Genomic DNA, 22342 nt, shown 5'->3' with positions numbered 1-22342 from the left:
GGATATCCAATGAAGACTGTGTTCGAAAGCCTTATCCCGATTCCCGTGGCGGCCCTGGGCGCATTTCTCGGTTACATGACCGGGCTTCCGCTTGGTGAACTGATCGGCGCGATCTGTCTGGTCACGGCGCTCAGTAAAATGGGCGTTCGCATGCGCATGCCGTATCCGTTCGTGGCCACCGTGCAGTTGCTGCTCGGGATCAGTGTCGGCTCCATCGTCACCGCCTCGATGATGCATGAGCTGACGGATTTCAGCATTCTGGTCGGTCTGCTCATCTGCATGACTACACAGATTTTCGTCGGCTACAACTGGCTACGGCGCATGGAGCGGTGGGGGCATATAGAAAGCCTGCTCGGGTCCATTCCTGGCGCAATGGCGGCGGTGATGACGGTCTCGGGAGAGGATGGCCCGGCCTCCGGGCGCATCGCGTTCGTGCACATTGTCCGTTTGCTCGCGCTGTTGCTGGTGGTGACGATCATTGCCGGTGGGCACGCCGAAAGCGCGGCGCCGGTGCTGGGCTCGTTTGATAATTACCTTGGCGTGATCCCTCCGGCGATCGCGGCTGTGGTCGCCGGTTATCTGCTGGAGCGCTTCGATGTTCCTGCGCCTTACATGTTGACCGGGCTGATTTGCAGCGCCACGGTCAACGTCGGTTTTCCTCAAGTCCATCTGCATGTTCCTGATCCGCTGGCGGTCGTTGCGCTGATCCTGCTAGGCGGCCTGATCGGCATTCGCCTCAAGGACATCACGCTCAAGGATTTCGTGCGCTACATCCGCGCCGGTCTGATGGTCACCGCCCTGACGTTCTGCACGACACTTCTGGTTGCCTTCGCGTTCAGCAAGCTGACAGGCAAGCCGTTCCTTTCGCTATTCATGTCGTGGGTTCCTGGCGGTGTTGAGGTGATGACCGCAGCGGCTTTGCTACTCAAGCTCGATCCTGCCTTCGTGATGCTCAATCACGTGGTGCGGATGTCGATCATCCATATTTCGCCAGCGTTCCTGCCCAAACGGCTGCTGCAGGAAAACCCTCAGCCTGAACAGTAATTGATGCAAAAAACTTGAATGACAAGGATTTGATCTTTATGAGTATTGCTATTCACGACCCAACGTTGCGCGACGGAAACCATGCTGTCTCCCATACCCTGAGCCTGGAGGATATTGCCTCCTACTGCCGCGCTGTCGATGGCTGCGGCCTCAGCGTTGTAGAAGTCGGCCACGGAAATGGTCTGGGTGCGTCCTCCCTGCAACTCGGACTTGCGCGCTACAAAGACAGCGAGATGCTCGAAACGGCGCGAGCCAACCTGACGCACTCCAGACTCGGCATCCACATGATTCCCGGGTTTGCCAGGCTGAGCGACATTGATACCGCACTGCAGATCGGCGTCGACGTGCTGCGCATCGCGTCCCATTGTACCGAGGCCAGCCTGACTGAGAGCTACATCGAACATGCGCGGTCCAAGGGCGCGTATGTCCAGGGTGTGCTGATGATGACCCACATGGCCAGCCCCGAAACGCTGCTTGAAGAAGCATTGAAGCAGCAGGGCTATGGCGCCAATGCCCTGGTTCTGATGGATTCGGCGGGGCACTTTGACCCGGACAGCACCCGCGAAAAAATCGGCCTGCTTGTCAGGGAGCTTGCTATTCCCGTGGGCTTCCATGGCCACAACAATCTTGGCTTGGCGGTAGCCAACTCGCTGGCTGCCGCCCAGGCCGGGGCGACCATCATTGACGGCTGCATGCGCGGATTCGGCGCGGGTGCAGGCAATACTCAGCTGGAAGTGCTGTGCGCGGTGCTTGAGCGCTACAAGTTCAAGACCGGAGTGAAGGTCTTTGACCTTTGCCGCGCTGTCGAGAGCCTTGAGGATTTCGCTCCGGTCAGGACTCCCACGGTGGTGAAGACTGCCAATCTGATCAGCGGCCTCTACGGCGTTTGCAGCGGGTTCGAGAAGCACGTCGCGCGCGCGGCGGCGGAATTTCGCGTCGAGCCGCGAAAAATCTATGAAGAGCTTGCGCGATGCAACGCCGTTGCCGGCCAGGAAGATCTAATCATCTCGGTCGCCAGCCGCCTTTCTCAACCCTTCGTCGCCTGATTCTGGAGCTAAAAAAATGACTTTGAAAACCGCCATCATCGGCAGTGGCAATATCGGCTGCGACATTTTGTGTAAGGTGCTTGCCCATCCTGATCTGAATTGCACGCTGGTTGCCGGTCGCTCCCTGCACTCCTCCGGCCTTGCGTTTGCCCGTGAGCGCGGGGTCACCACCACCGCGGACGGCATCGACGGCCTGTTTGCCCGGATAAACGAATTTGATCTGGTGTTCGATGCCACCTCGGCGGCCGACCATGAAGCCCACGCACCGCGCCTTATCGAGGCCGGGAAAGCGATCATCAACCTGACCCCGGCCTCTCTGGGCTCGTTGTGCGTGCCATCCCTCAACGGCGTCGAGCTGACCGAGGCGAGCAATATCAACATGATCACCTGTGGTGGTCAGGCTTCCATCCCGCTTGCGGCCGCGATCGCCCGGGCTAATCCAGGCGTGCGCTACATCGAGGTGGTGTCATCGATCAGCGCCGAAAGCGCCGGCCCGGCTACTCGGCGAAACCTAAGCAACTACATCACTACCACCGAGAATGCGCTGAGCCATTTCACCGGTTGCAAGGACGTCAAGGCGATCCTCAACATCAATCCGGCCAAGCCGAATGTCTTTATGCAGACCGCGGTTTCGGCGCTGATCGAGACGGCTGATCTGGCCTCCACCCGCCGTGAAGTGGAACGTGCCGTGACCCAGGTGCAGTCTGCTGTGCCTGGGTATCAGGTGATCGTCGATCTACATTACAGCGAGGGACGTTTGTTCACCATGGTACGCGTTGAAGGAGCAGGGGATTTTCTCGATCCAAGCGCCGGCAACCTCGACATCATCACTGCGACCGCAACCCACATGGCCGCGCTCATGGCCCGAGGCCGCGTGACCGAACGCGCAGCCTGACTCAGCGTAACGGGGAGACTTTTATGCCTACTCTTTCGCCAGATATCGAATTTGCAAGATTTTGCCCGATCCTGGGTGTCGTTCAGAAGGTAAGGGAAACGCTGCATCCAGTGATCGATCTCGGTGTCGGTGTGCCGGGTTTTCTTCCGGCGCCGCATATCGTCGAGGCGGCCGTCAAGGCTGCCTGCGAACACTCCGGGGGGTATGGATCGAGCCGCGGAGATGAAGCGCTGCTGGCGGCGTATCTGGGTTATCTGCACGAACAGGGGTTCACCTACTATCGCGAGCAGAATCTGGTGGCTGGCCTCGGCGCCAAGCACCTGTTGTTCAGTGTGCTACGCGCGATCATCCGCCCCGGCGACGAGATCCTCGTGTCTACCCCTTGCTGGCCGACCTATTTCGACATTGCCGATCTAGTCGGAGCGGGCGTGGTCAACGTCACCTGCTCGGCGCAAACCGATTTCAAGATGACGGCGCAAGCCCTTGAAGATGCCTTGTCCGACAAGGTGCGGGTGGTCATGCTGAACTCGCCGGGCAACCCTACCGGCGCCGTGTATTCCGCCGAGGAACTCGCTGCGTTGGCAGAGGTGCTGCGTAAACAGGATATCTGGATCATTTCGGATGACGTATATCAGCGATTCGTCTACGACATGGATAGCTGCCCCAGTCTGCTTTCGGTCGCACCGGACCTGAGTGACCGTATCATCAAGATCGATAGCGTATCCAAGCTCTATGGGATGCCGGGTTGGCGGGTCGGGCTGTTGGCGGCCACTGAGCGGATTGCCGCGGCGGTCACCACGCTCAATTCTAACTCGATCTCGAATATCCCACCGATCCCGGCGGCTGCGGCAGCGGTGGCCTTCAGCGGTGACCAGGCATTCTCCTACGCAGCAAGAGACCGCTTGTACAGCCAGCGCCAGGCATTGCTTGCTGACTTGCAGGGTGCGCCACACCTTAGGTTCTGCCCACCATCGGGGGCGTTTTATCTGTTCATGGATATCAGCCAGACCCTGGGCAAATCCCTGCATGGCAGATTGATCGCCGATGACGAGGCATTTTGCGCCTTGCTGCTGGAGGAATACGGCGTCGCGCTGATTCCCGGCAGCTTTTTTGGTGCACCGGGTCATGCGAGATTGTCGTACTCCGGCGATGCCGAGCAGGTCAGGTCCGGGGCCGCGCGCTTGAGAGAGTTCCTGTCTGCCATTTCGTGATACCGGTCTGGCAGGGGCTAGGTTTGGCGCCGCTGAAGTGTCATGAATCGGCTAACCGCGAGCTGCTCTACGTTCCTCTGGTACTGGGAGTGGCTGGCTAAGTCACGTCTGCTGCCGGGCCGAAACACACGTAAGGGAAACCGTTTAATATAAGGAAATACCTTGATGAAAAATGCCTTTGCAATCGTAGGCTGCGGCGCGACGGCTATCGCATTCCTGCAGCGTCACCTGGATCGCGTCGCTGCACGCACCGCACCGGCCGGGACCATTTACCTCTTCGAAAAACGCGAAGACTTCGGGCGCGGCGCGGCTTATCAGGCTGATCTGCAGAGCAACATCCTCAATACCAAAACAGGTTTCATTACGCCCTATCCGCATCTCCCTGGTCATTTCCAGCGCTGGTTGGAGGACCATCCCGGGGCGTGGCAGCATGCCTTTCCCGAGTTTCGTCCGACCCCGGAGAGCTTTGCTCCGAGGGCCTTGTTCGGCGTTTACCTGCAGAACCAGATCAAGAAGATCGTATTGCGTGGCGCCTCGCTCGGCTGCCAATTGGTGCTGATGAATGCCGAGGTCTGCGCTATCGATCTGATTGACGGGATGGAGACCGTGCGGACGCGATGCGGGCTGAGTTTCGTCACGCACAAGGTCTTGCTGTTCTGCGGGCCGTTGGCCAAAAAAATTGATTCTGACAAGCATGACGAGCGCGTCCTGGCGACACCCTATCCGGTTGCGCGCCTGCTGAAGACAATTTCCCCGGACGAGCGGGTGGCCGTAATCGGTGCGCGGTTGAGCGCCATCGACACGGTGATCGCGCTGATTGAAGGCGGGCATCGTGAGTTGATTCGCATGCATTCGCGTAGCGGCTACTTCCCCGTGGTTCGCGGAACCCAGGAGCGCGTCGAGCTCAAGCACCTGACCCTCGAGGGTGTTCGCGCGCTGGTCGCGCAAAACGGGCCGTTGCAGATCAGTGATCTGGTCGCACTGTTTCACAAGGAACTGGCCGCCCACGACCCGGCCTCGACGAGTGCGGTGATCCCTCTGCCAGCACCGCCGGCCGACGTCATTAGCTTCATCGAGAACGAGATCAATGTCTCGCAAGCTCCGCGTATCTGGCAGGCCATCCTCTATGCAACCAACGGTTTCATCGAACACCTTTGGCAGGCACTGGACGACACTGCACAAGCCAGGTTCATGAGAGAGTATTTCAGCTTCTTCATGGCCTACCGCGTCTCCATCCCGGCGGAAAATGCACGCAAGATCCTCGGTTACCTGCGAAGAGGCCAGCTGGAGTTCGTCCCCGGTGCGTTCGCCGCGCCCGAGCCGGTTGATGTACCGGGGCTGAGCATTCGCGGGGCTGGCTGGGAGCATGTCTATGATCGGGTGATATACGCAACTGGCTTTCCTCGAGATGCGAACCTCATTGAGTCAACCTTGCTGGGCTCGCTGATCAAGAACGGCACGGCCACCTGTCATCATATGGGTGGCATCTGCGTCGACCCGGATACCTACCGCATTCAGGGCCGGACGGGCTCGGCACGGCAGATTTATGCGGTCGGTGAGCTAACCGTGGGGCAGTTCTTCTTCACCTCTGCGCTAGAAATCAACGGGCGACACGCCTTCTGTTGCGCGGACGCGATGCAATGGCGCGAAGAAAAGCAAAGGGTTGAGCGCGTGGAAGAGCATGTCTGAAAAACATAGGCACAGCAGTCGTGAGTGGCCTGATGCGGGATCTAGTGTTAGTCAGCAAACAACCGGGATTACATGCATAAAGGTGTTTTGAGCCTAGCAGGCTAATATAAGCGCGGGACTGCTGGCCCCACGCGTATGCCAGAATGTTTCGCTCCGATTGGCTATTGCTGGTCTTGAGCTGCCCACCGAGAACGATAGCATTGGGTCGATTACGACAGGCAGCTATTGGCCGATTGTGTTGAAAAAGTCGGTACTTCCAGACTGCCCGCGTACTGACTGCTCAAAATGCATTTTTTGCGCGCAGCTACGCGAAATCTGAGCCCGAAATCCTCTGCACAAAGTAAAGATTTCAATCTCAAGCGCTTACTTTTCTGCCGCGGAAACTATGGCCGACTTTTTCAGCAGAATCGGCCGATTTCTGCCTGTCACCACCCTGAGCTAGGGGTCTGTTTACGCCGGTGAAGGCGCACCCAGTGAGCTGGTCAGATCCGATGCAGATAACTGGTCAAGTCGAATGCAAATGGGTGGTCAGTGGCAATGCAAGCGGGTGGTCAAGTGGAATGCAATTCTCCACCAACCATCACGGGGGCAATTGCCAAGGCTCTGGCTGCGTATCCGTTAGTACTCCCGATTGTTGGTGCTGGGTGTGTGATCGCAGTCGTATATCTGACTACGCGCCCAGGCGCCTGTGTTAGTTTTCTTTGGTGAAGGCTTCTGGTCCTTGTAGCTGACAGTCGCTCCAAAAGACAGGAACGCAAGCTTGGAACCATCCAAGACTCTGCAACCTTTGCCACAGCGGGGGGAGGGAGCGCAAAGCCTTGAAGTACCGCCTGGCGCAACTCATGCCTGCACACCCTTGAACGCTTCAGTTTGCTCCAGAGCAGCCGCACGTCTGTCACCTTGGTCTATAAGGACGTCAAGCGCGTTCAATAGAGCTTGGGCATCGTCCTGTTTTAAAGGAAAATTCCAATCGGCCTGACGCTGTATAACCCCGGCCAGCCGAGCGGGGAGTGAGGTTCCGATCCATCTTTCTTCTGCGTTGTCGATGCAGCGGAGCGCCGCTGTTGCTTGTTGGCCGAAATAGGAAACCGGGAATGCGGCACCGGCCCGAATACACAATTCGAGATACCTTCCCATCAAGTAGCTCGACCATCCGACGTGCCGGACCAACCGGTCTATGATCGGCATCACTGTCGCAATTTGAGACCAGTCGCCATTGGCAAATCGACACGCACCGGGCGCGTTTTTTTCAACATTTACGAATAAAAGTGCGTTGATCAATTCTGGCATTCCATGGCCATTTACCTGACCTGGTTGCCAGCTTCCAGGATCAAAGATTTTGTCGTTTATCACGCGAGATACGCAGTCATCAAGTAGTGAAATAGCGTTTTCCGGTATCTGCTTGTTGTCACAGATATGCCTACGGACGGCCATGTCCGCGAAGCGTGCGATGATTGCTAACGAATTGTCGTCGTTCCTCATGAACGGCTTGAGTAACTTGTCGCGTGCCTGATCTAGCGCGAAGAAGGGCGCGGTCCTTGCGAGCAAATCTCCGAGTGCGCGATTCCATTCAAACAGGTCTGAATCCCTGTCGCGCCTTCTGTGGTCGGTCTGCCACGGTGGCGTAATCCTTTCAGAGGTCCAGGTCACTAACTCGAATATCAGCGGCTCTAACAGTGGGCGGTACACGCTCGATGTCATCCACGCCTCAACCGGCATTTTCGATAGTAGAGTCGATGCGGTTTTAGGTTCAAAAAAAATGCTTGGCTGTTGCCAGAGATCTTCAGGATCACGCCCGCGTCGTTTCGCATCTGTTTGGGTCCACGCCAGTGGTAGCGCGGGCATAGGGCTGAGAGTCTGCTTATTAAACGTCTTGATCGCACTGGCTAGATGTCCATGCCGGGCTTTGTGATCGGATGAATAGTCCCACTGATGCTTGTGGAGTTTTCCTTCGTGCATGACGGAGAGATTCACTGATAAGCAGCCTACACACCAACGAAGATGTTCGTCTCTGTCCATGAAAAGGGCATCTAGAGCCAATTCGCTCACGATGTCGAGCGGATGCAAGACGAGGTTGAGCAGGCGCTCTGCGCTATCTGCTCGCGGTGAGTCGGATCGCCGGTCGTGATGCAGTGAAATTATCAGGCGAGTAGCGGGATGCCACGGGATTTTGGAGCCGGGGTGCGTGCCTTCAGAAGGCTTCATGGCTTCGACCTTGGACATCACTTCCCAGGCCCATTTGTAGTAGTCGTCATGGGTATTGCAAAACCGAATGACACAAGCCGCCACATTAGCGATGACGCACTGCGGCGACATCGACCCCTCCAACGTCGCAAAGGCATGTTTGACGTCAAGGCTCTTCGCGTAGGCAGCAGCCTGGCTGATGGTAAAGTCTTTACCGACCGCGCTGGCTTCCAATGATTTGGTGGCCCATGAGACAACACTCATGTCCCGGAGCATTACGGAGCTTTCCTCCAACATTTGCTGCTCATCTTTGGAGAGGAGGGGCGCTGGAGGTTGGTAGGTAACAGCGACAACCGTTTCGCTGTGCGGTGTATGTTTATAGTTTTGAGCGTCACCTAGCCAAGATGCGCGAGCAGATTGAAACCGACAGAAACGCTTACACGAAGCTCAAGGCCCACGACGTTATGGTCGGTGGTGCCTACGAACAGTCTGCCGAATTTTATGCAGAGATCATCGACAATTGCGGGGGCAAGTGTGAGTGGCTAGAAGCCGCATTGAAAAAAACGATAGGGGATGGTATCAACATGGCGGCCTACGCTGCGCTCGGAGGTGGTGGTGCTCCGAAGCCGTCGGCGGGTGTGGGGTCGGCAAGTGGAAGTGGTCCAAAAGCGACAGGAGCTGCCGGTGAAAGTGCAGGCGCCATGCGCCGATTGGACTATGAAGCTGCTCCCTACCACGGGAAAGTCGATAATGCAGTTAAGAGTCGTGCTCCGGTTAATGGTCAAGAAGCGCTAGATTTTTCGATTCAAGTTAAACCGACATCCCCTCGCCGAGTCGGAATTGACTACGATTCTAAAGATTTTGTTGTTTTTGACAAAACGCTAGATACGACTTATCACGGCCATGTCCGCTCTTGGAGTGATTTGCATCCAGACATGCAAAAAGCCCTGCAACAGGCAGGTATGGCTGATCGTAAAGGTAATATTCTTACTGGTGGGAAGCGATAATGAACTATCAAGATTTCCAATCTTATAATAAGCTAACTTTAGAAAAAGCTTTTGCTTCGAGGGATGTTAAGAGCATTTGTGAGGCACTTGTCTCCGTTGCTTTAAATGATTCTGATTGGAGATGGGCACAGAATAAATGCTTAGAATTCCTCAGCAACGAAAGCCCTGATGTTAGAGGGCTTGCAGCAACTTGTCTTGGACATATAGCAAGGATTCACCGCCAGCTTGATAAAGAAAAAGTACTCATTGCTCTTCGTGAACATCTAGATGACAACATCATCTCAGGGCAAATTGCGGATGCTCTAGACGATATCGATATGTTCTTGAGGTAGTATCACATTGGTATTGTCGTGCTGATGTTGATTTATCTGTAAAAGTCTCGTATCGGAGAAATCGGGGTCAGACCACGTTTTTACAAAGGTCAGCAACATTGCTCTTTAAAAAAATGAGAATGGTGGTCTTGAGAATGGAGGTCTGACCCCTATTTCTTGAACAGGTCGATCAACAGAGCGTTAGCCAAACCATCGACGCGATGGTTCAAGCTGATCCGAACCTTGCTTGGATGAAGCAGGCGGAAGCTCGGGGCGATATCGATTGGCGCCAAGTAAAAGAAATTCACGACAGCTTCAAGTATGAATCGTCCGGGCTGGGAGCCGGCGCCAAGATTGCCATCGCAATTCTGATGTCTTTCATACTTGGCCCTGCGGGTCTTGGGTTGAGTGGAACTAACTTGGCCGTCGCGGCCAGCTTGAGCACTACTGCAGTCACAAGCACCATTGATAACAAGGGCAATCTTGGTCTGGCGATTAAAGATACGTTCAGCGCGGGTAGCCTGAAGAACGCTGCGATTGCAGGGTTTACTGCTGGGTTTCTTGATTACGCCGACGATAAATGGTTTACGGCAGCCGATGGTGCAGGGTCCGCCACACAGGGTATTCAACCCACCGATGGTGCTGCTGTAAGCGCAGCTAACCCTTCCAAAGATATCTTCCGTTGGAGCAATGCGACTGATGCGGCGACTCGTACAGTAACGCGAGCAGTTATCAGCAGTGGTGTATCCACTGCGATTGGTGGTGGCAGTTTCAGTAGCAATTTCAACGCAGCGCTGCTGGGCGAGGCCGGCAACATGGCCATGGCCACCGGCTTCAATTGGGTTGGGGACCAAATCACCTTTCCAAACGGAAGTGTCCAGAAAATTGCTGCCCACGCCATCATGGGTGGCCTATTGGCAGAGCTGACGGGGAGTGACTTCAAAACTGGTGCAGCTGCTGCGGGATTGAACGAGGCCTTGATTGACGTCATGGCCGGTGCGGCTGGTAAAAATGAACAGCTGCAGTTGGTTTTTTCCCAGCTCACTGGTCTGGTGGGAGCTGCTGCTGTCGGGGGAGACCTCAACACTGGTTCAGTGATCGCTCAAAAGGCCACTACATTTAATTATCTTTTTCATGAGGAACTTGTTGAGAAAGAACGGAAGCTTAATACGTGCGCGACTGAAGATGCCTGTCAAAAAGTTCGCGATTATTACAATGACTTGGATGCAACTAGGAATAAAGGCTTTCCAAGTTTATGTCGTGATAATCCGACGATGTGCGAGCAAGTTTATGAACGGCTTAAAAATGAAACTCCCTCAAACTGGGCTTTAGTGGAGGAGCTGAGAAAGTCTGGTGTAGACAATGTAACTGGGCGCGCCATAGCACTCCTGACAGCGATGGACAGGAATCAGGAAGCTATCAATATAAATATTGCCGAAAGCATCCGGGTTAAGAGTGGTGATATTGTTGGAAATGCCGCTGCGTCTGTTATGGACGCTTTAAACCCGGGGATGGATCTTTTTTCCTCAACAGCGGGTAAAACTGGAGCTGCTGGAGCTGGGATCAAAACGGGCATCGTTGGTGATGTCGGGAAGAATCGAGGTGTTCAGAACGTATACGATTCCATTCGTAAAGCACCTGAGTTTCCCGCAGGTTTTAGGGAGCGGGCGGGATCAACAACCAAAAATGCGGTAAACAATAGCGAACTGCTAAGCGATCTTCGGCAGGTAGAAGCAGGAAAATGGACTAAGATTTACAAGGACGGTTATGATGCGGTCGGAAATAAAGTGTCGATTCATTACTTTCAAAGTGAAAGTGGGAAAGTTTTTAATGTGAAACTTAAGCCAGGTTGGAGTAATTATTGATGGAAAATCCAGTTTTAGTCGTAGAGCTATATGAGCCAGAGGAGGCTGCTCGATTTTTAGCTGCCACATCTATCGGGTTGTTGAAGTCGATTAGTGATAAAGTCATGACACTTGCCGAAGCTGAACGTTTATTGTTTTCGCCTAGAACTGTAAGGGTGCTGGGTGAAAAAGGCATTTCTTCAGAGCTGTGTGGAATTATTATGGACTGTTGTGAGTTGGACGATATCTTGGATTTACTGCCATTAAAGTTTGATGTTGAATTGAATAAAATGATTGAGCGTTTTTCTAATTATATAATTGGTACGGTCGCACAGGACCCGTACGCTGCCCATGCAAGATTAAAATGAAAGTGGAAAAGGATACTGTGTTGCCGCTGACCGAAAACTGACCCATTAAAGGCTGTTCTGCCGACTGAAAACTGACCCAGGTGTTCAATTGCTTCTGCTCACTTTCCGAGCAGGAGAATACCAGGTGATCAGCATGGAAATGATGGGAAAAATTCGGCGGATGTACTTCCGCGACAAGCTCTCGCTGCACCAAATAGCCAAGCGTACCGGGCTATCCAGAAACACCATCCGAAAGTGGATCAGAGCCCCCGAAGCCAAACAGCCGGTGTACCAGCGGCAAGCCGCTTTCAACAAGCTCAGTCCTTTCCACGAAACGCTGGAGCAGGCACTCAAAGCCGATTCGCTTCGGGCAAAACACAACCGCAGAACCGCAAAGGCTCTCTTCGAGCAGATCAAAGCCGAGGGCTACGACGGCGGTTACAGCCAGCTGACCGCCTTTATCCGCGCGTGGCGCGGCGAGCAAGGAAAATCCTTGCGAGCCTTTGTGCCGTTGACGTTCGCGTTGGGCGAGGCTTTCCAGTTCGACTGGAGTGAAGAAGGTCTGCTGATCGGCGGGCTGTTCAGGCGGATCCAGGTCTCCCACATGAAGCTCTGTGCCAGCCGTGCATTTTGGCTGGTTGCCTACCCCAGCCAAGGTCACGAGATGTTGTTTGATGCCCATACTCGCTCGTTCGGAGCATTGGGTGGTGGGAGAAATCGGGGTCAGACTACGTTTTTACAAAGGTCAGCAACATTGCTCTTTAAAAAAATGAGAATGGTGGTCTTGAGAATGGTGGTCTGACCCCTATTTCTTCTGACCCCTATTTCTTCCTAATTCCGGACACCTCGATAGGTGATTTTGACGCCATTGCCCGTTCGTAAACGGTCGGTGGCAGATATCCCAGTTTCGAGTGCAGCCGTTCGTTGTTGTAAAACCCAACGATGTACTCAGTGATGTCGCGTATCGCCTCGGCATGGTTGGCGTAATCACGTCGCCATACCCGCTCCATTTTCAAGCTCAGGAAGAAGCGCTCCATCACTGCGTTATCCCAGCAGTTACCTTTACGGCTCATGCTTTGCTGCATGTCACTTCTGGCCAGTAGCGCTCTGTAGCTCGCACTCGCGTACTGGCTGCCGCGATCCGAGTGGGCGATCAAGCCGGGTGGCGGTTGACGTTGAGCAACCGCCAGCTGCATTGCACTGCACACCAGTTCAGCGGGCATGTTCGGCGCCATTGACCAGCCCACTACCTTGCGTGAGAACAAGTCCAGCACCACAGCCAGATACAACCAGCCACTACGGGTTCGGATGTAGGTAATGTCTGCTACCCAGGCCTTGTTCGCCGCCTCGGGTTCAAATTGGCGGTTCAATACATTTTCAGCAATCGGCAGGTCATGTTTGCTGTCGGTGGTGTGCACAAATTTACGCTTCCAGGCCGAACGCAGGCCGTTGACGCGCATCATGCGGCGAATCTTGTAAATGCCTACTTCCATACCCTTTGCGCTTAACGCTTTACGCAATGGGCGACTGCCATAACGCCGCCACTTTCAGCAAACGACGCCTTGAGTTGCAGAGCAACGGGGCAGATCGATGCAGGAGCCTCAGCGCGCTTGTTGGCCTCGTAGAAGGCGGATCGACTAACCCCCAACAAACGGCACACATACGCCACCGAATAAGCCTTCTGTTGCAGCTGCCGAACCAAGCGGTACGTTACTTCAGCTCGCGGGCAAAGAAGGCGGTGGCTTTTTTTAATACATCGTTATCCATCTTGAGCTGACGGTTTTCTTGCTCCAACTGGCGAATACGCTGTTGCTCAGAGGTCAGTGGCTTGCCGATCCCGGCTTGCCCCAACTTCTCGGCCTCATACTGTTGTACCCGGCGTCGAACGGCCGTATCACCAATATCAAGATCACGACAAACCTGTGAAACACTCAGGCCTTGGTCCTTGATCATCTTTACAACTTCCAGCTTGAAGCTGTCGTCGAATACTTTGCGTTTGCCGGTCATGGAGAACTCCTCAATAGGTGCATTTTCCACCTGTCGGGGTGTCCGGGGAAATTAGATCACTACACAACCCGGACTTTAGCCGTGCCAACCCACTACTTTGCCAACGGTCCACAGCAGAAGAGCAAAGCTCAAAAGCCCTATGACACTCCACTGCAGGATTGCCAGCTTTCGCTTAAGTGGTGCTGGGAAGGTTCTCAAATCTTCCGCGTTTAACTGACCTCTTTTGAGAAGACCGTTTGGAAAGGTGACGATCCCAGAAAGCCCACCCACGAGCAGCAGTTTGCCCCAGGGGCCGCCATCTTTGAGCGGGGCTCTAGCCAGAACCGCAGGGCATTTAGTCAAGTGATTCAGCATTAAATCCATCTGGGTATAAGCCATATGCAGTGCGAACCCTATCCAAGCAATAATACCCAGCACAACGCCGCCAGACAGGTATCCAAAAAGGGTTTCGGTAGCGGTCATTTGGTCTTCTCATAAATGACTTCGCCAGATTTCTCACTTGCGGTGCCCACAACAGTTCCCCCAGCGAAAGATCCGGCTCCCACCACCACAATGCCGCATGCCAAGGTCGCGGCCCCCACAGTCGGCACGCCTAGCGCAACGCATAAGGCGCTGACCACGGAGCCTGTTAAAAACGCTCCCGCTGCGGCGCCTCCGGCAACCGTGCCGATATAACTGCCTGTTTCAGTGTATTTGACCTTCTCGCATGCCTCCTTATTACCAGCTGAACAGACATTCTGAACCTTCAGAGCGGACGCTCCCGCGCCTACAACCATGCCGATCCAGCCGCCATACTTCATGGCTTTAGCGGCTCTGGATATCCCTTTAATGTGGGTGGCATAACCTGGGATCTGCCCAGGTGTCCCTGCCTGCGTCCAGCGATGCACGAGGCTTCGACTTGAAATGCCTAATGCAGATTTCAGGTTCGGATGATCAGGCAGGCCTGTGCCTTTACGCACAAAGGATGTCAGGTGGGTATCGAGCTGGGCGAGCAGGCGTTTGCGTTCACTGAAAAACTCAGGTGATCGTAAATGCCCATCCTTGAGGAACGCCCGCTGATGCAGCGCCTCGATTTCCTGTAGGACGTTTTTGAGGTCGTCCAGGATCTCTTGCTGGCCCCAGGCTCTACCGAACGTAAGAACATCAAGCCCGCTGATGGTTGAGAATGACCGTCCCTCAAATGCGCTTCTCACGTCGGAGGCCGCAAAAAAAGGCGACTCGATTTGTTTGAAGGTTATTCCTAAACGCTCGCGGTCGTGCCAGTGAATCAAGCGCATCGATTATCGTCCTGATAGGGGAAGCCTAGCGGCCTGCATCCATTGATAGGAGGGCGAAAGATAAGTCGTGGATTGGCAGCGCGAGAATGCGGGGGTTATTGCATTTTATTTCTAGCGGGGTGAAGCAAGACGCGAACCCCTATATTTTCAATGCAGGTTGCCAAATTTAGAGGGTAGTCGAAGCAAAGTTTTCGAGGATTCTGTGAAGGCATCATTGTTAAATGAAATTACAGCGAGTGCCCGATAGTTATATCGGGCTCCCGCCAAGCATGGAGGATACTTTACGAAATGATTGGCCCCTCAAAGAAAGTGCCTCGAACCGTTTTACACCCGCCATGGCTTCGTTTTCGTCGAAAGCAGTGAATTCGACAATCATTATGACCGTCAGCACCTTACGCCGCGCTGTGCACCTTGCCAGCCAGGTGAAATGATTTGAATCCAGCGCCCGCCTTCTAGACAACCCCCGCGTTTGGCTTGAAAGGATGCGTGCGATGAAGTTCGAAGGGACTTTCCAATACATGGGCAATCACGGGATCGTGTTCAACGTCTCGCAGATCACCCTCACCGACAGCGAACGCGGGCGGCTGCGCGAGCTGCATTTTGGTGAGGCGAAGAGCGCACTACGAGGTCAACCGCAAGGTCGTCGAGGTGTACGACAAGATGCTGGCCGAGAACCTGCCGTGCCTGATGATGATCGGCATCTCCAAGCCGCTGACTCGGCAGCAGGGCGATGTGCTCAACGCCCAGCGCACCAGAATCGCCAACTTGGCGGCCTCGTCCTTCGCGGGCGTCACCTCTTACGTTGCCTCCCCCTACGTGGGGGCCCCCGTCGGCGCCGGTGTGCGCATGTACGTGAATGAAACCCTGCCCACCTATCATGCAGGCGACATACTGGTGAGCATCAAGGCGCAGGTGAACGGCGGTATCGGCCCGCAACGTACCGCCTCGACACTGATCATCAAGACCTGACGGGAGAAACCCATGTCTGACATTACCCAACTGGTCGCTGCGCTGGTGCTGTTCTTTCTGCTCGATCGGTTTCTTAAGTCGTACCCGCTTCGCAAGTGGTTAGGGGTACTGCTGGTGGCGATGGGGGCGGTCGGCTGCGTTGCGGCGAGCCACATCCGCTTGCTTGGATTTGACCTGGGGTTGCTGTCGATCTTTGCCGTTGCAGTGGGGGTGGGGTTGTTCCTAAAGCGGCGGCGGTTCGAGCAGATGGGTTGAAGGTGGCAGGGTTCTCCGCGGTTTAGTGCTCCAATGCCTGTCATACAGGAAGCAGCGGCGCAAACATTTGTTGTGATGCTTACGGCAGCGCTCTCTCGGCGACAGCCCTCCAGCGCCCAAACCATGATCGTTCCCAAGCTCCGCGTGGGAACGATCATCGTGGCGTTACGCCGTGGCGTGTGCTCCATCAACAACGACGTTATACGGCGCTTGCTCACGATCCCGCAGGCCGTAATCACGAATGACCGAAGTCACGCGAACGCGGTAATCGTCGAAGATCTTGTCGCGCCCGGCACGTTGTGCAGACAGGTGCGCGGTGACGTTGCGCCACTGCACCACGGCTTCTTCATCGCGCCAGGTGGTCACCGACATCACCTTCTTGGGGTTCAGCGTGCTCTGAAAACACTCGACGGAGATAAACCCGTCCATGGGTTCCAGCAACGGGGTCAGCTTATTGACCAGGTCCACATAGGTCTCGCCCTGGCCCGGCAGTGCCTGCAATTCGAATAACACGACGATCATGATTGACTCCTCATCCTTGACGGTTTTTTCAGGTGGTTTTAAACCGCGGCGGTTGCCCGCCGTCAGTGGGTTAACGGGGGCCCAGGTTGTTTAGCCAGGCGCGCATCACGTTGCCAGCAGCACGGGTCAGGCGATCGCCCAGGCCAGCGGCCGTGGCGCGCAGTGCGACGAGGTCGATGCCGGCGTGGGCGAGTTCGCTGGCGTGGCCAACCAGCCACTGTTCGATGTGGGTGGTGTTGGCTTCGAGATGAAACTGCAGGCCCAGAATCGTGCGGCCCACGGCAAACGCCTGGTGGGCGCCCACTGGTGTGCTGGCCAGCAATACGGCACCGTCGGGCACATCGAACTGGTCGCCGTGCCAGTGCAACACGGGCGTGTCCATCAGCGCGGCGAGCGGTGAGTCCTGGCCGGCCGGAGTCAAGGTCAACGCGGAAAAACCGATCTCCTTGACGCCCAACGGGTAGACCTTGGCGTGCATGGCGCGGGCGATCAGCTGCGCGCCCAGGCAGATGCCCAACAACGGTTTGCCGGACGCCACGCGCTGGCGCACCAGCTCCAGTTCGTCGTGCAGAAACGGGTACAGGTTTTCGTCATACGCGCCAATCGGGCCGCCGAGCACAATCAGCAAGTCGGCCTGCAGCACCTGCTCCCTATAGATGGTGTCCACGGTGGGGTCGAGGTAAATCAGGGTGTAGCCTTCATCGGCCAGCACCACATCCAGGGTGCCCACGTCTTCAAAATGAATGTGGCGCAGTGCAATAGCAGTTTTCATGGAAACACTCAGCGGTTGAAATAAGGGCGTGACGGTTTATGCAGTGGGGTTGAGGTCGACCTTGATCGTCCCCGATTGCGGGAAGGTGCAGCAGGCCAACGCAAAGCCTTCTCCCTTGTCCTTATCGGTCAGGCAAAAGTCGGGCTCGAGGGTGTATTCGCCCTCGGACAATTTGATCCGACAGTGGCCGCAGATCCCGGCGCGGCACAGGCTGCGCACTGCAATGCCGCTGGATTCGAGCATCTCCAGCAGGCTCTTGCCGGCGGGCAGTTCCAGCAACTCGTCGGTGTGGCTGATGTGCAGGCGCAGCGCATCGCTGGTCGCAGGTTGTGCCTGCGCGGCCCTGACAGGCGGGGAGAAGGATTCGATCAGCAATTGGCTGTCCGGAAACAGCGCCAGCGTTTGGTCGCGCAAGCCTTGGGCAAAACGTTGACTGCCGCAGATCACCAACGTGTCCGGGTTACCCAGCAGGTTCAGGTCGGCGGCGGTGGGGCGGCCGGCCCTGAAATGGCCGTTGCTGCGTGCAGCTTCGCGGGTAATGAAGACCTGCAGCGAAAACCAGCGGGTGTTCAGTTCCAGGTCCAGCAACTCATGCAGGAAGGGAATGTCGGCCACCGTCGGCACACACAACAGCAGGCTTACCTCGGGCACCGCCAGGCCGCGTCGTGCGCGTTCCAGCAGGCCGCGCAGCAAGGCGATTGGCAAGGTGATGCCGATGCCGCCAGCGAGCATGCCGACGTGCTTGCAGCCGATGATCGACGCCAGGCTGATGTCCCCGGCCACAAACTCCACCGCGACCTGCGAACCCTCCTGCAAGGTAGCGTGCAACTGGTCCGAGACCCCGCCATGGCCTTCGCGCTTGACCGCAATCTCGAACCCGTCGGGGCCTTGCCTGCGAGTGATCGAATACAGCCGTTGCTGCGGCGTGCCCGTAGCGTCCGGAAAGCGCAGCGCCACGTGCTTGCCGGGTTCCAGGCGGTCGAGGAACTCGGCGTGGGCGCCCACGGCGCGCAGGCTGAAGACGTTGATCGCAGCGGTTTCAATGGTCACGCGTTCGCAACGGGCCTGCAGTGGGGTCATGGCGTTCATGCGCGGGCCTTCTCGCTCAAGGTTTCGATGGCGTGTTCGGCGCTGCTCAGGCCTTTGCCCGTCAGGCCGACACGGTCGATCAGGGCCTGGAGCGAGTCGGTGTATACGCTGATTTCGTTGTTGTCGCCCACGTCATGCAGGATCTCGCTGGCATGAGGCATCTGCAGTATCGAGAACACCTTGGCCCATGCGCCCATTTCGTTGTTGGCGAACATCTGCACGGTGCGCAGGATGATTGAGCGCAGGTACTCGCGCTCGGTGCGACTCAGGCCATGAACGATGTCGGAGGCGACAAAACTGAACACGCTGGAATGGCTCCATTCATCGATGGCGTGGGTGCGTGTGACCTCGTGGCACACCGCCTGGATGCTGGTGTCTTCGGCCATGGTCTTGAGGTAATCGGTGATCAGCGTTTCACTCGCGCACGCCACACCAAAACGGGTCAGGCGGCGCTCCCATTCGGCCGTGCAGTTGGCCAGCAGGGCTTCGCGCCAGGTCACTAGGTTGAACGCGCTGAAATCCAGCGGGGTCAGTTTGCGCATATCGTAGATGTAGTTGCAGGCCATGATCGACATACGCGTGTGCAGGGCTTCGTCCAGCAGTGCCTGGGACATCACGTCCTGCAGCAGGGCGCGATTGTGGCTGTGTGGCGGGGTCTTGATGATGTCCTCGCAGGCGGGCACCACCACGTCGCATTCGATGTAGATCGTCTTGAGGTTGTAGATGCCCCACGCGTAGGACAGGCACTTGGATTGCAGGTCCTGGGGCGCTTCGAGCCAGGCCTGGTGATGACGGAACGGCAGCAGCGACAGGCTGAAATCCTGCTTCTTCGGGTCAAAGGCCAGGCCCCAGTAATCCGGTTGTGGGTTGTTCACGGCAGCGCGGGTTTTCCAGAGCCCGGACAACTTGGCGAGCATGTTTTTTACCACGTCATCGGTACCACAATTCAAACGGTCCATGTTTTAACTCCAAGGAAAACAACTATTGGTGTTCGGGTTAACCGCGCAGTCCTGTGCAAACATGACGGGGCCGCACAAGCGGGTTGCCGCGTAATAAATGCGGGACGTTGCCCTTTAAGTCTGCGGCAAAAAAACGCCGGGGATACTGCTCCAGGTCAGCTGAATTGCGGGTGTGATGCGGGCATTTTCCGGGCTTTGGCCAAGTGCCGTTCCTGCATCAGGGTCAGCGCGACCGTCAGGCCCATAAAGGCAGCACTGGCCCAGAAAATCGAGTTGGGGTGGCCTTGGTCGAGTAGCCAGGCGAACCCGATCGGGCCGAGGGTGCCGCCGATATTGAAGCCGGTGGAGACAATGCCGAAGGTCTTGCCTTCGGCGCCTTTCGGCGACGCTGCGCGCACCAGCATGTCGCGGGACGGCGCGATCACCCCGGTCAGGAAACCCGCTACACCGAGTACCAGCAGCAGTGCCAGCTCGCTCAAGTGCGCCGTGGCGACCAACAGTATCAACCCGCTGGCCAGGGCAAACGCGCTGGCGGCCACCACGCCATGGCGGCGGGTGCGGTCGGCCAGTGCACCGCCTGCCAGCACGCCAAAGGCGCTGGCAAACAGGAACGCGGTGAGTGCCGAGTTGGCCCAGGTCAAGGCCACGCCCTGGCCTTGCATAAGGGCCGCGACCGAGAATTTTTCAATTGCGCCGGTGCTCAGGTTCAGCAGCACGAACAACAACGTCAGGCTCAGCACCAAGGGCGAAAGCAACGAGCGCCGACGCGTGTCGAAGGGAGCCGGGTCGGCCGCTGGCGACACATAATTGACTTGGGCCCGTGCCGCTCCAGGTATCGACAACACCGCCAGCGCGACAAACCCTACGCCTGCGGCGGCGGCAAACGCCATGGCCGGCGTGCTCGCCACGGCGATGCTCAACAAAAACACCGGGGCCACGGCGGCGCCGAGGAAGCCGGCGAAGGTGTGCACGGAGAACGCTTTGCCAATGTGGGCAGGGTCAATATGGCGGGACAGCAGGGCATAGTCGGCCGGGTGGTAAACCGCGTTGGCGACGCCGGCCAGCGCCATGCCGATCAGCAAGCAAAGGTAGCTGGGCACGAGTGCAATCAACAGGAAACTGCCACTGCCCACTGCCAGCGCGGCTAACAGCAGGCGGCGTGCGCCGAAGCGGTCCACGGCAAACCCCATCGGCGCCTGCACCAGCGCGGTGACGATGTTGAACAGGCTCAGGGCCAGGCCCAACTGCACGTAATCGACGTCGAAAAAAGCCGGGAGGAGGGGAAACAACGCCGCCAGCACCATGATGTGCAGATGACTGACAAAGTGCGCGGCTGCGACCTGCGGCAGCAGTCCGATACGAAAAGACGTCATGGCAGAACCTGGGGAATGGGGGGTGACAAAACCGGCGCAGAGCTTAGTGAGGCGTTGGTCTTGCGGGATAGTCCAATGTTCAAAGGTTCACCAGACCACTTTGCAGCGTTACTGGCCTGGCGCCGTGGCGCAGCGCCGCGCAGTGGTCTGCAACGCTGGCGCAAACTGGTATACCGGCGCGGGCCGTGGGCCGCTAGGGTAGACGCCGTTTGCCAATCGACGTTTTCACAGGGAGTGACCATGCCGCATTTCGCTTATCGAGACGGGCACGCGCTGCCGGTGCTCAGTGGCGTCGCACTGGCCCAGGCGGACGGGGATGTGTGGCGTGCCATCGACGCCGAGCGCCAGCGCCAGATGCAGTCAATCGAGCTGATTGCTGCCGAGAATTTTGTCAGCCGTGCAGTGCTTGAAGCCCAGGGCTCGGTGCTCACCAACAAGCATGCCGAAGGGTATCCGGGCCGCCGTTATTACGCCGGCTGCTGCAACGTCGACGCGGTAGAAGAGCTGGCCAACGAGCGCGCCCGGCGGTTGTTCAACTGTGCCTACGCCAACCTGCAACCCCACTCGGGCAGCCAGGCCAATCAGGCGGTGTTTCTGGCGCTGCTGGCACCGGGCGACAAGATCCTCGGCCTGGACCTCAAGTCCGGCGGGCACCTGTCCCACGGCGCGGCGTTCAATATGTCCGGGCGCTGGTTTCAGGCCCTCAGTTATGGCGTGGATCCGCTGACCCATCGGGTCGACATGGACCAGGTCGAGCAGATGGCCCGCCAGGAACGCCCGCGATTGATCATCGTCGGCGCTTCGGCCTATTCACGGGCGCTGGACTTCGCGCGCTTTCGCGCAATTGCCGACGAAGTCGGGGCCTTCCTGATGGCCGACATTGCCCACGTCGCCGGACTGGTAGCGGGCGGTGCGTACCCGTCGCCGGTGCCGTTCGCCCACGTCACCACCATCAGCACCCACACCACACTGCGCGGGCCGCGCGGCGGGATGATCCTGTGCAACGAGCCGGGCATTGCGCAGAAAATCAATGCGGCGGTGTTTCCCGGCCTGCAAGGCGCGCCGCTGATGCACACACTGGCGGCCAAGGCCGTGGCGCTCGGCGAAGCCTTGCAACCGGCGTTCAGCACCTACGCGCATGCGGTGATTGCGAACGCCCAGGCCTTGTGCGGGCGCTTGGCCGAAGGCGGGTTGTCGGTGGTCTCGGGCGGCACCGACTGTCACCTTGGCGTGATTGACCTGCGGCCGTGGGGCCTGGTCGGCAATGTCGCCGAACAGGCGCTGGAAGCGATCGGGATTACCGTGAACAAAAATATCGTGCCGGACGACGAGGTCAAACCCAGTGTCACCTCCGGCATTCGCATCGGCAGCGCGGCCTGCACGTCGCGGGGCATGGGCGTGGATGAATTTCGCGAGATCGGCGACATGATCCTCGCCATGCTCGGCGGCGTGCGCAGCGGCGCCCTCGACAGTCGCACCGAGCGCTCGATTCGCGAAGGCATCGGCGAACTGACCAAGCGTTTCAAGCTGCCTTACTGAGC

Annotated in this window: 18 protein-coding genes and 5 pseudogenes; 14 read left to right on the top strand and 9 right to left on the bottom strand. The window is 57.0% G+C overall.

Annotation, left to right across the window (positions count from 1 at the left end; translation table 11 throughout):
• Positions 1-9 precede the first annotated feature (9 nt).
• The 5 genes from AACY44_RS24795 to AACY44_RS24775 all read left to right on the top strand — a co-directional run bounded on the left by AACY44_RS24795 (position 10) and on the right by AACY44_RS24775 (position 5885).
• Positions 10-1044, top strand: coding sequence for an AbrB family transcriptional regulator (locus tag AACY44_RS24795; RefSeq protein ID WP_339416453.1), 1035 nt, complete (start codon positions 10-12; stop codon positions 1042-1044).
• A 38-nt stretch (positions 1045-1082) separates the two neighbouring features.
• Positions 1083-2090: a 4-hydroxy-2-oxovalerate aldolase gene (gene dmpG, locus AACY44_RS24790; protein WP_339531252.1), complete on the top strand. Its 1008-nt coding sequence runs from the start codon at positions 1083-1085 to the stop codon at positions 2088-2090.
• A gap of 16 nt (positions 2091-2106) precedes the next feature.
• Entirely contained in the window at positions 2107-2985 is an 879-nt protein-coding gene (locus tag AACY44_RS24785) for an acetaldehyde dehydrogenase (acetylating) (RefSeq protein WP_339416449.1), read from the top strand.
• A gap of 23 nt (positions 2986-3008) precedes the next feature.
• Complete coding sequence (locus AACY44_RS24780; protein ID WP_339416447.1) at positions 3009-4196, top strand: aminotransferase class I/II-fold pyridoxal phosphate-dependent enzyme; 1188 nt, start codon at positions 3009-3011, stop codon at positions 4194-4196.
• Between the two features lie 165 nt (positions 4197-4361).
• Positions 4362-5885 (top strand): FAD/NAD(P)-binding protein, encoded by a 1524-nt coding sequence (locus AACY44_RS24775; RefSeq protein ID WP_339416445.1) that lies wholly within the window; start codon positions 4362-4364, stop codon positions 5883-5885.
• 840 nt (positions 5886-6725) lie between these two features.
• Here the strand turns inward: AACY44_RS24775 and AACY44_RS24770 are convergent.
• Entirely contained in the window at positions 6726-8366 is a 1641-nt protein-coding gene (locus tag AACY44_RS24770; protein WP_339416443.1) for a hypothetical protein, read from the bottom strand.
• 107 nt (positions 8367-8473) lie between these two features.
• Between AACY44_RS24770 and AACY44_RS24765 the strand changes: the two genes are divergently transcribed.
• The 5 genes and pseudogenes from AACY44_RS24765 to istA all read left to right on the top strand — a co-directional run.
• On the top strand, positions 8474-9076 hold the full coding sequence (locus tag AACY44_RS24765; protein ID WP_339416441.1) for a hypothetical protein: 603 nt from the start codon (positions 8474-8476) through the stop codon (positions 9074-9076).
• Positions 9076-9408: a hypothetical protein gene (locus AACY44_RS24760; RefSeq protein ID WP_339416440.1), complete on the top strand. Its 333-nt coding sequence runs from the start codon at positions 9076-9078 to the stop codon at positions 9406-9408. The genes AACY44_RS24765 and AACY44_RS24760 overlap by 1 nt, the downstream gene beginning before the upstream one ends.
• A gap of 200 nt (positions 9409-9608) precedes the next feature.
• Entirely contained in the window at positions 9609-11252 is a 1644-nt protein-coding gene (locus AACY44_RS24755) for a DUF637 domain-containing protein (protein WP_339416439.1), read from the top strand.
• Complete coding sequence (locus AACY44_RS24750) at positions 11252-11599, top strand: DUF3969 family protein (protein ID WP_220075126.1); 348 nt, start codon at positions 11252-11254, stop codon at positions 11597-11599. Before AACY44_RS24755 ends, AACY44_RS24750 begins: the two co-directional genes overlap by 1 nt.
• Positions 11600-11732: 133 nt before the next feature.
• Positions 11733-12302: pseudogene (gene istA / locus AACY44_RS24745) on the top strand (IS21 family transposase); the annotation flags it as partial.
• Positions 12303-12399: 97 nt separating this feature from the next.
• Here the strand turns inward: istA and AACY44_RS24740 are convergent.
• The 3 genes and pseudogenes from AACY44_RS24740 to AACY44_RS24730 all read right to left on the bottom strand — a co-directional run.
• A pseudogene (locus AACY44_RS24740) lies at positions 12400-13585 on the bottom strand (IS3 family transposase).
• Between the two features lie 75 nt (positions 13586-13660).
• The gene (locus tag AACY44_RS24735) at positions 13661-14047 is read right to left on the bottom strand and encodes a hypothetical protein (RefSeq protein ID WP_339416436.1); all 387 of its coding nucleotides are present in this window, start codon (positions 14045-14047) and stop codon (positions 13661-13663) included.
• A pseudogene (locus AACY44_RS24730) lies at positions 14044-14688 on the bottom strand (hypothetical protein); the annotation flags it as partial. The pseudogene AACY44_RS24730 and the gene AACY44_RS24735, both read right to left, overlap by 4 nt.
• Before the next feature lie 473 nt (positions 14689-15161).
• On the opposite strand from AACY44_RS24730, the pseudogene AACY44_RS24725 reads away from it, so the two are divergent.
• The 3 genes and pseudogenes from AACY44_RS24725 to AACY44_RS24715 all read left to right on the top strand — a co-directional run.
• Positions 15162-15298, top strand: a pseudogene (locus tag AACY44_RS24725) (GNAT family N-acetyltransferase); the annotation flags it as partial.
• Between the two features lie 55 nt (positions 15299-15353).
• Positions 15354-15831, top strand: a pseudogene (locus AACY44_RS24720) (hypothetical protein).
• A gap of 12 nt (positions 15832-15843) precedes the next feature.
• On the top strand, positions 15844-16086 hold the full coding sequence (locus AACY44_RS24715; RefSeq protein WP_339416434.1) for a hypothetical protein: 243 nt from the start codon (positions 15844-15846) through the stop codon (positions 16084-16086).
• A gap of 165 nt (positions 16087-16251) precedes the next feature.
• Here AACY44_RS24715 and AACY44_RS24710 read toward each other — a convergent pair whose 3' ends face one another.
• The 5 genes from AACY44_RS24710 to AACY44_RS24690 all read right to left on the bottom strand — a co-directional run bounded on the left by AACY44_RS24710 (position 16252) and on the right by AACY44_RS24690 (position 20801).
• Positions 16252-16608 carry an antibiotic biosynthesis monooxygenase family protein gene (locus AACY44_RS24710; protein ID WP_065880860.1) on the bottom strand — a complete coding sequence of 119 codons (357 nt, stop codon included), beginning with the start codon at positions 16606-16608 and terminating at the stop codon, positions 16252-16254.
• 70 nt (positions 16609-16678) lie between these two features.
• A complete protein-coding gene (locus AACY44_RS24705) occupies positions 16679-17380 on the bottom strand; it encodes a glutamine amidotransferase (protein WP_339531247.1) in 702 nt (233 codons plus the stop codon).
• A 36-nt stretch (positions 17381-17416) separates the two neighbouring features.
• Positions 17417-18469, bottom strand: coding sequence for a 2Fe-2S iron-sulfur cluster-binding protein (locus AACY44_RS24700; protein WP_339437680.1), 1053 nt, complete (start codon positions 18467-18469; stop codon positions 17417-17419).
• Positions 18466-19428 (bottom strand): AurF N-oxygenase family protein, encoded by a 963-nt coding sequence (locus tag AACY44_RS24695; RefSeq protein ID WP_339416429.1) that lies wholly within the window; start codon positions 19426-19428, stop codon positions 18466-18468. Before AACY44_RS24695 ends, AACY44_RS24700 begins: the two co-directional genes overlap by 4 nt.
• Before the next feature lie 155 nt (positions 19429-19583).
• Entirely contained in the window at positions 19584-20801 is a 1218-nt protein-coding gene (locus AACY44_RS24690) for an MFS transporter (RefSeq protein WP_339416428.1), read from the bottom strand.
• A gap of 240 nt (positions 20802-21041) precedes the next feature.
• On the opposite strand from AACY44_RS24690, the gene AACY44_RS24685 reads away from it, so the two are divergent.
• Positions 21042-22340, top strand: a complete 1299-nt coding sequence (locus AACY44_RS24685; protein ID WP_445261117.1) for a serine hydroxymethyltransferase — start codon at positions 21042-21044, stop codon at positions 22338-22340.
• The last annotated feature ends 2 nt before the right edge of the window (positions 22341-22342 follow it).

This window comes from Pseudomonas sp. RA_15y_Pfl1_P11 (assembly GCF_963970975.1).
Taxonomy (GTDB): domain Bacteria; phylum Pseudomonadota; class Gammaproteobacteria; order Pseudomonadales; family Pseudomonadaceae; genus Aquipseudomonas; species Aquipseudomonas tritici.
The sequence above is the reverse complement of the archived record's forward strand: the minus strand, read 5'-3'. Positions and strand labels throughout refer to the sequence as shown.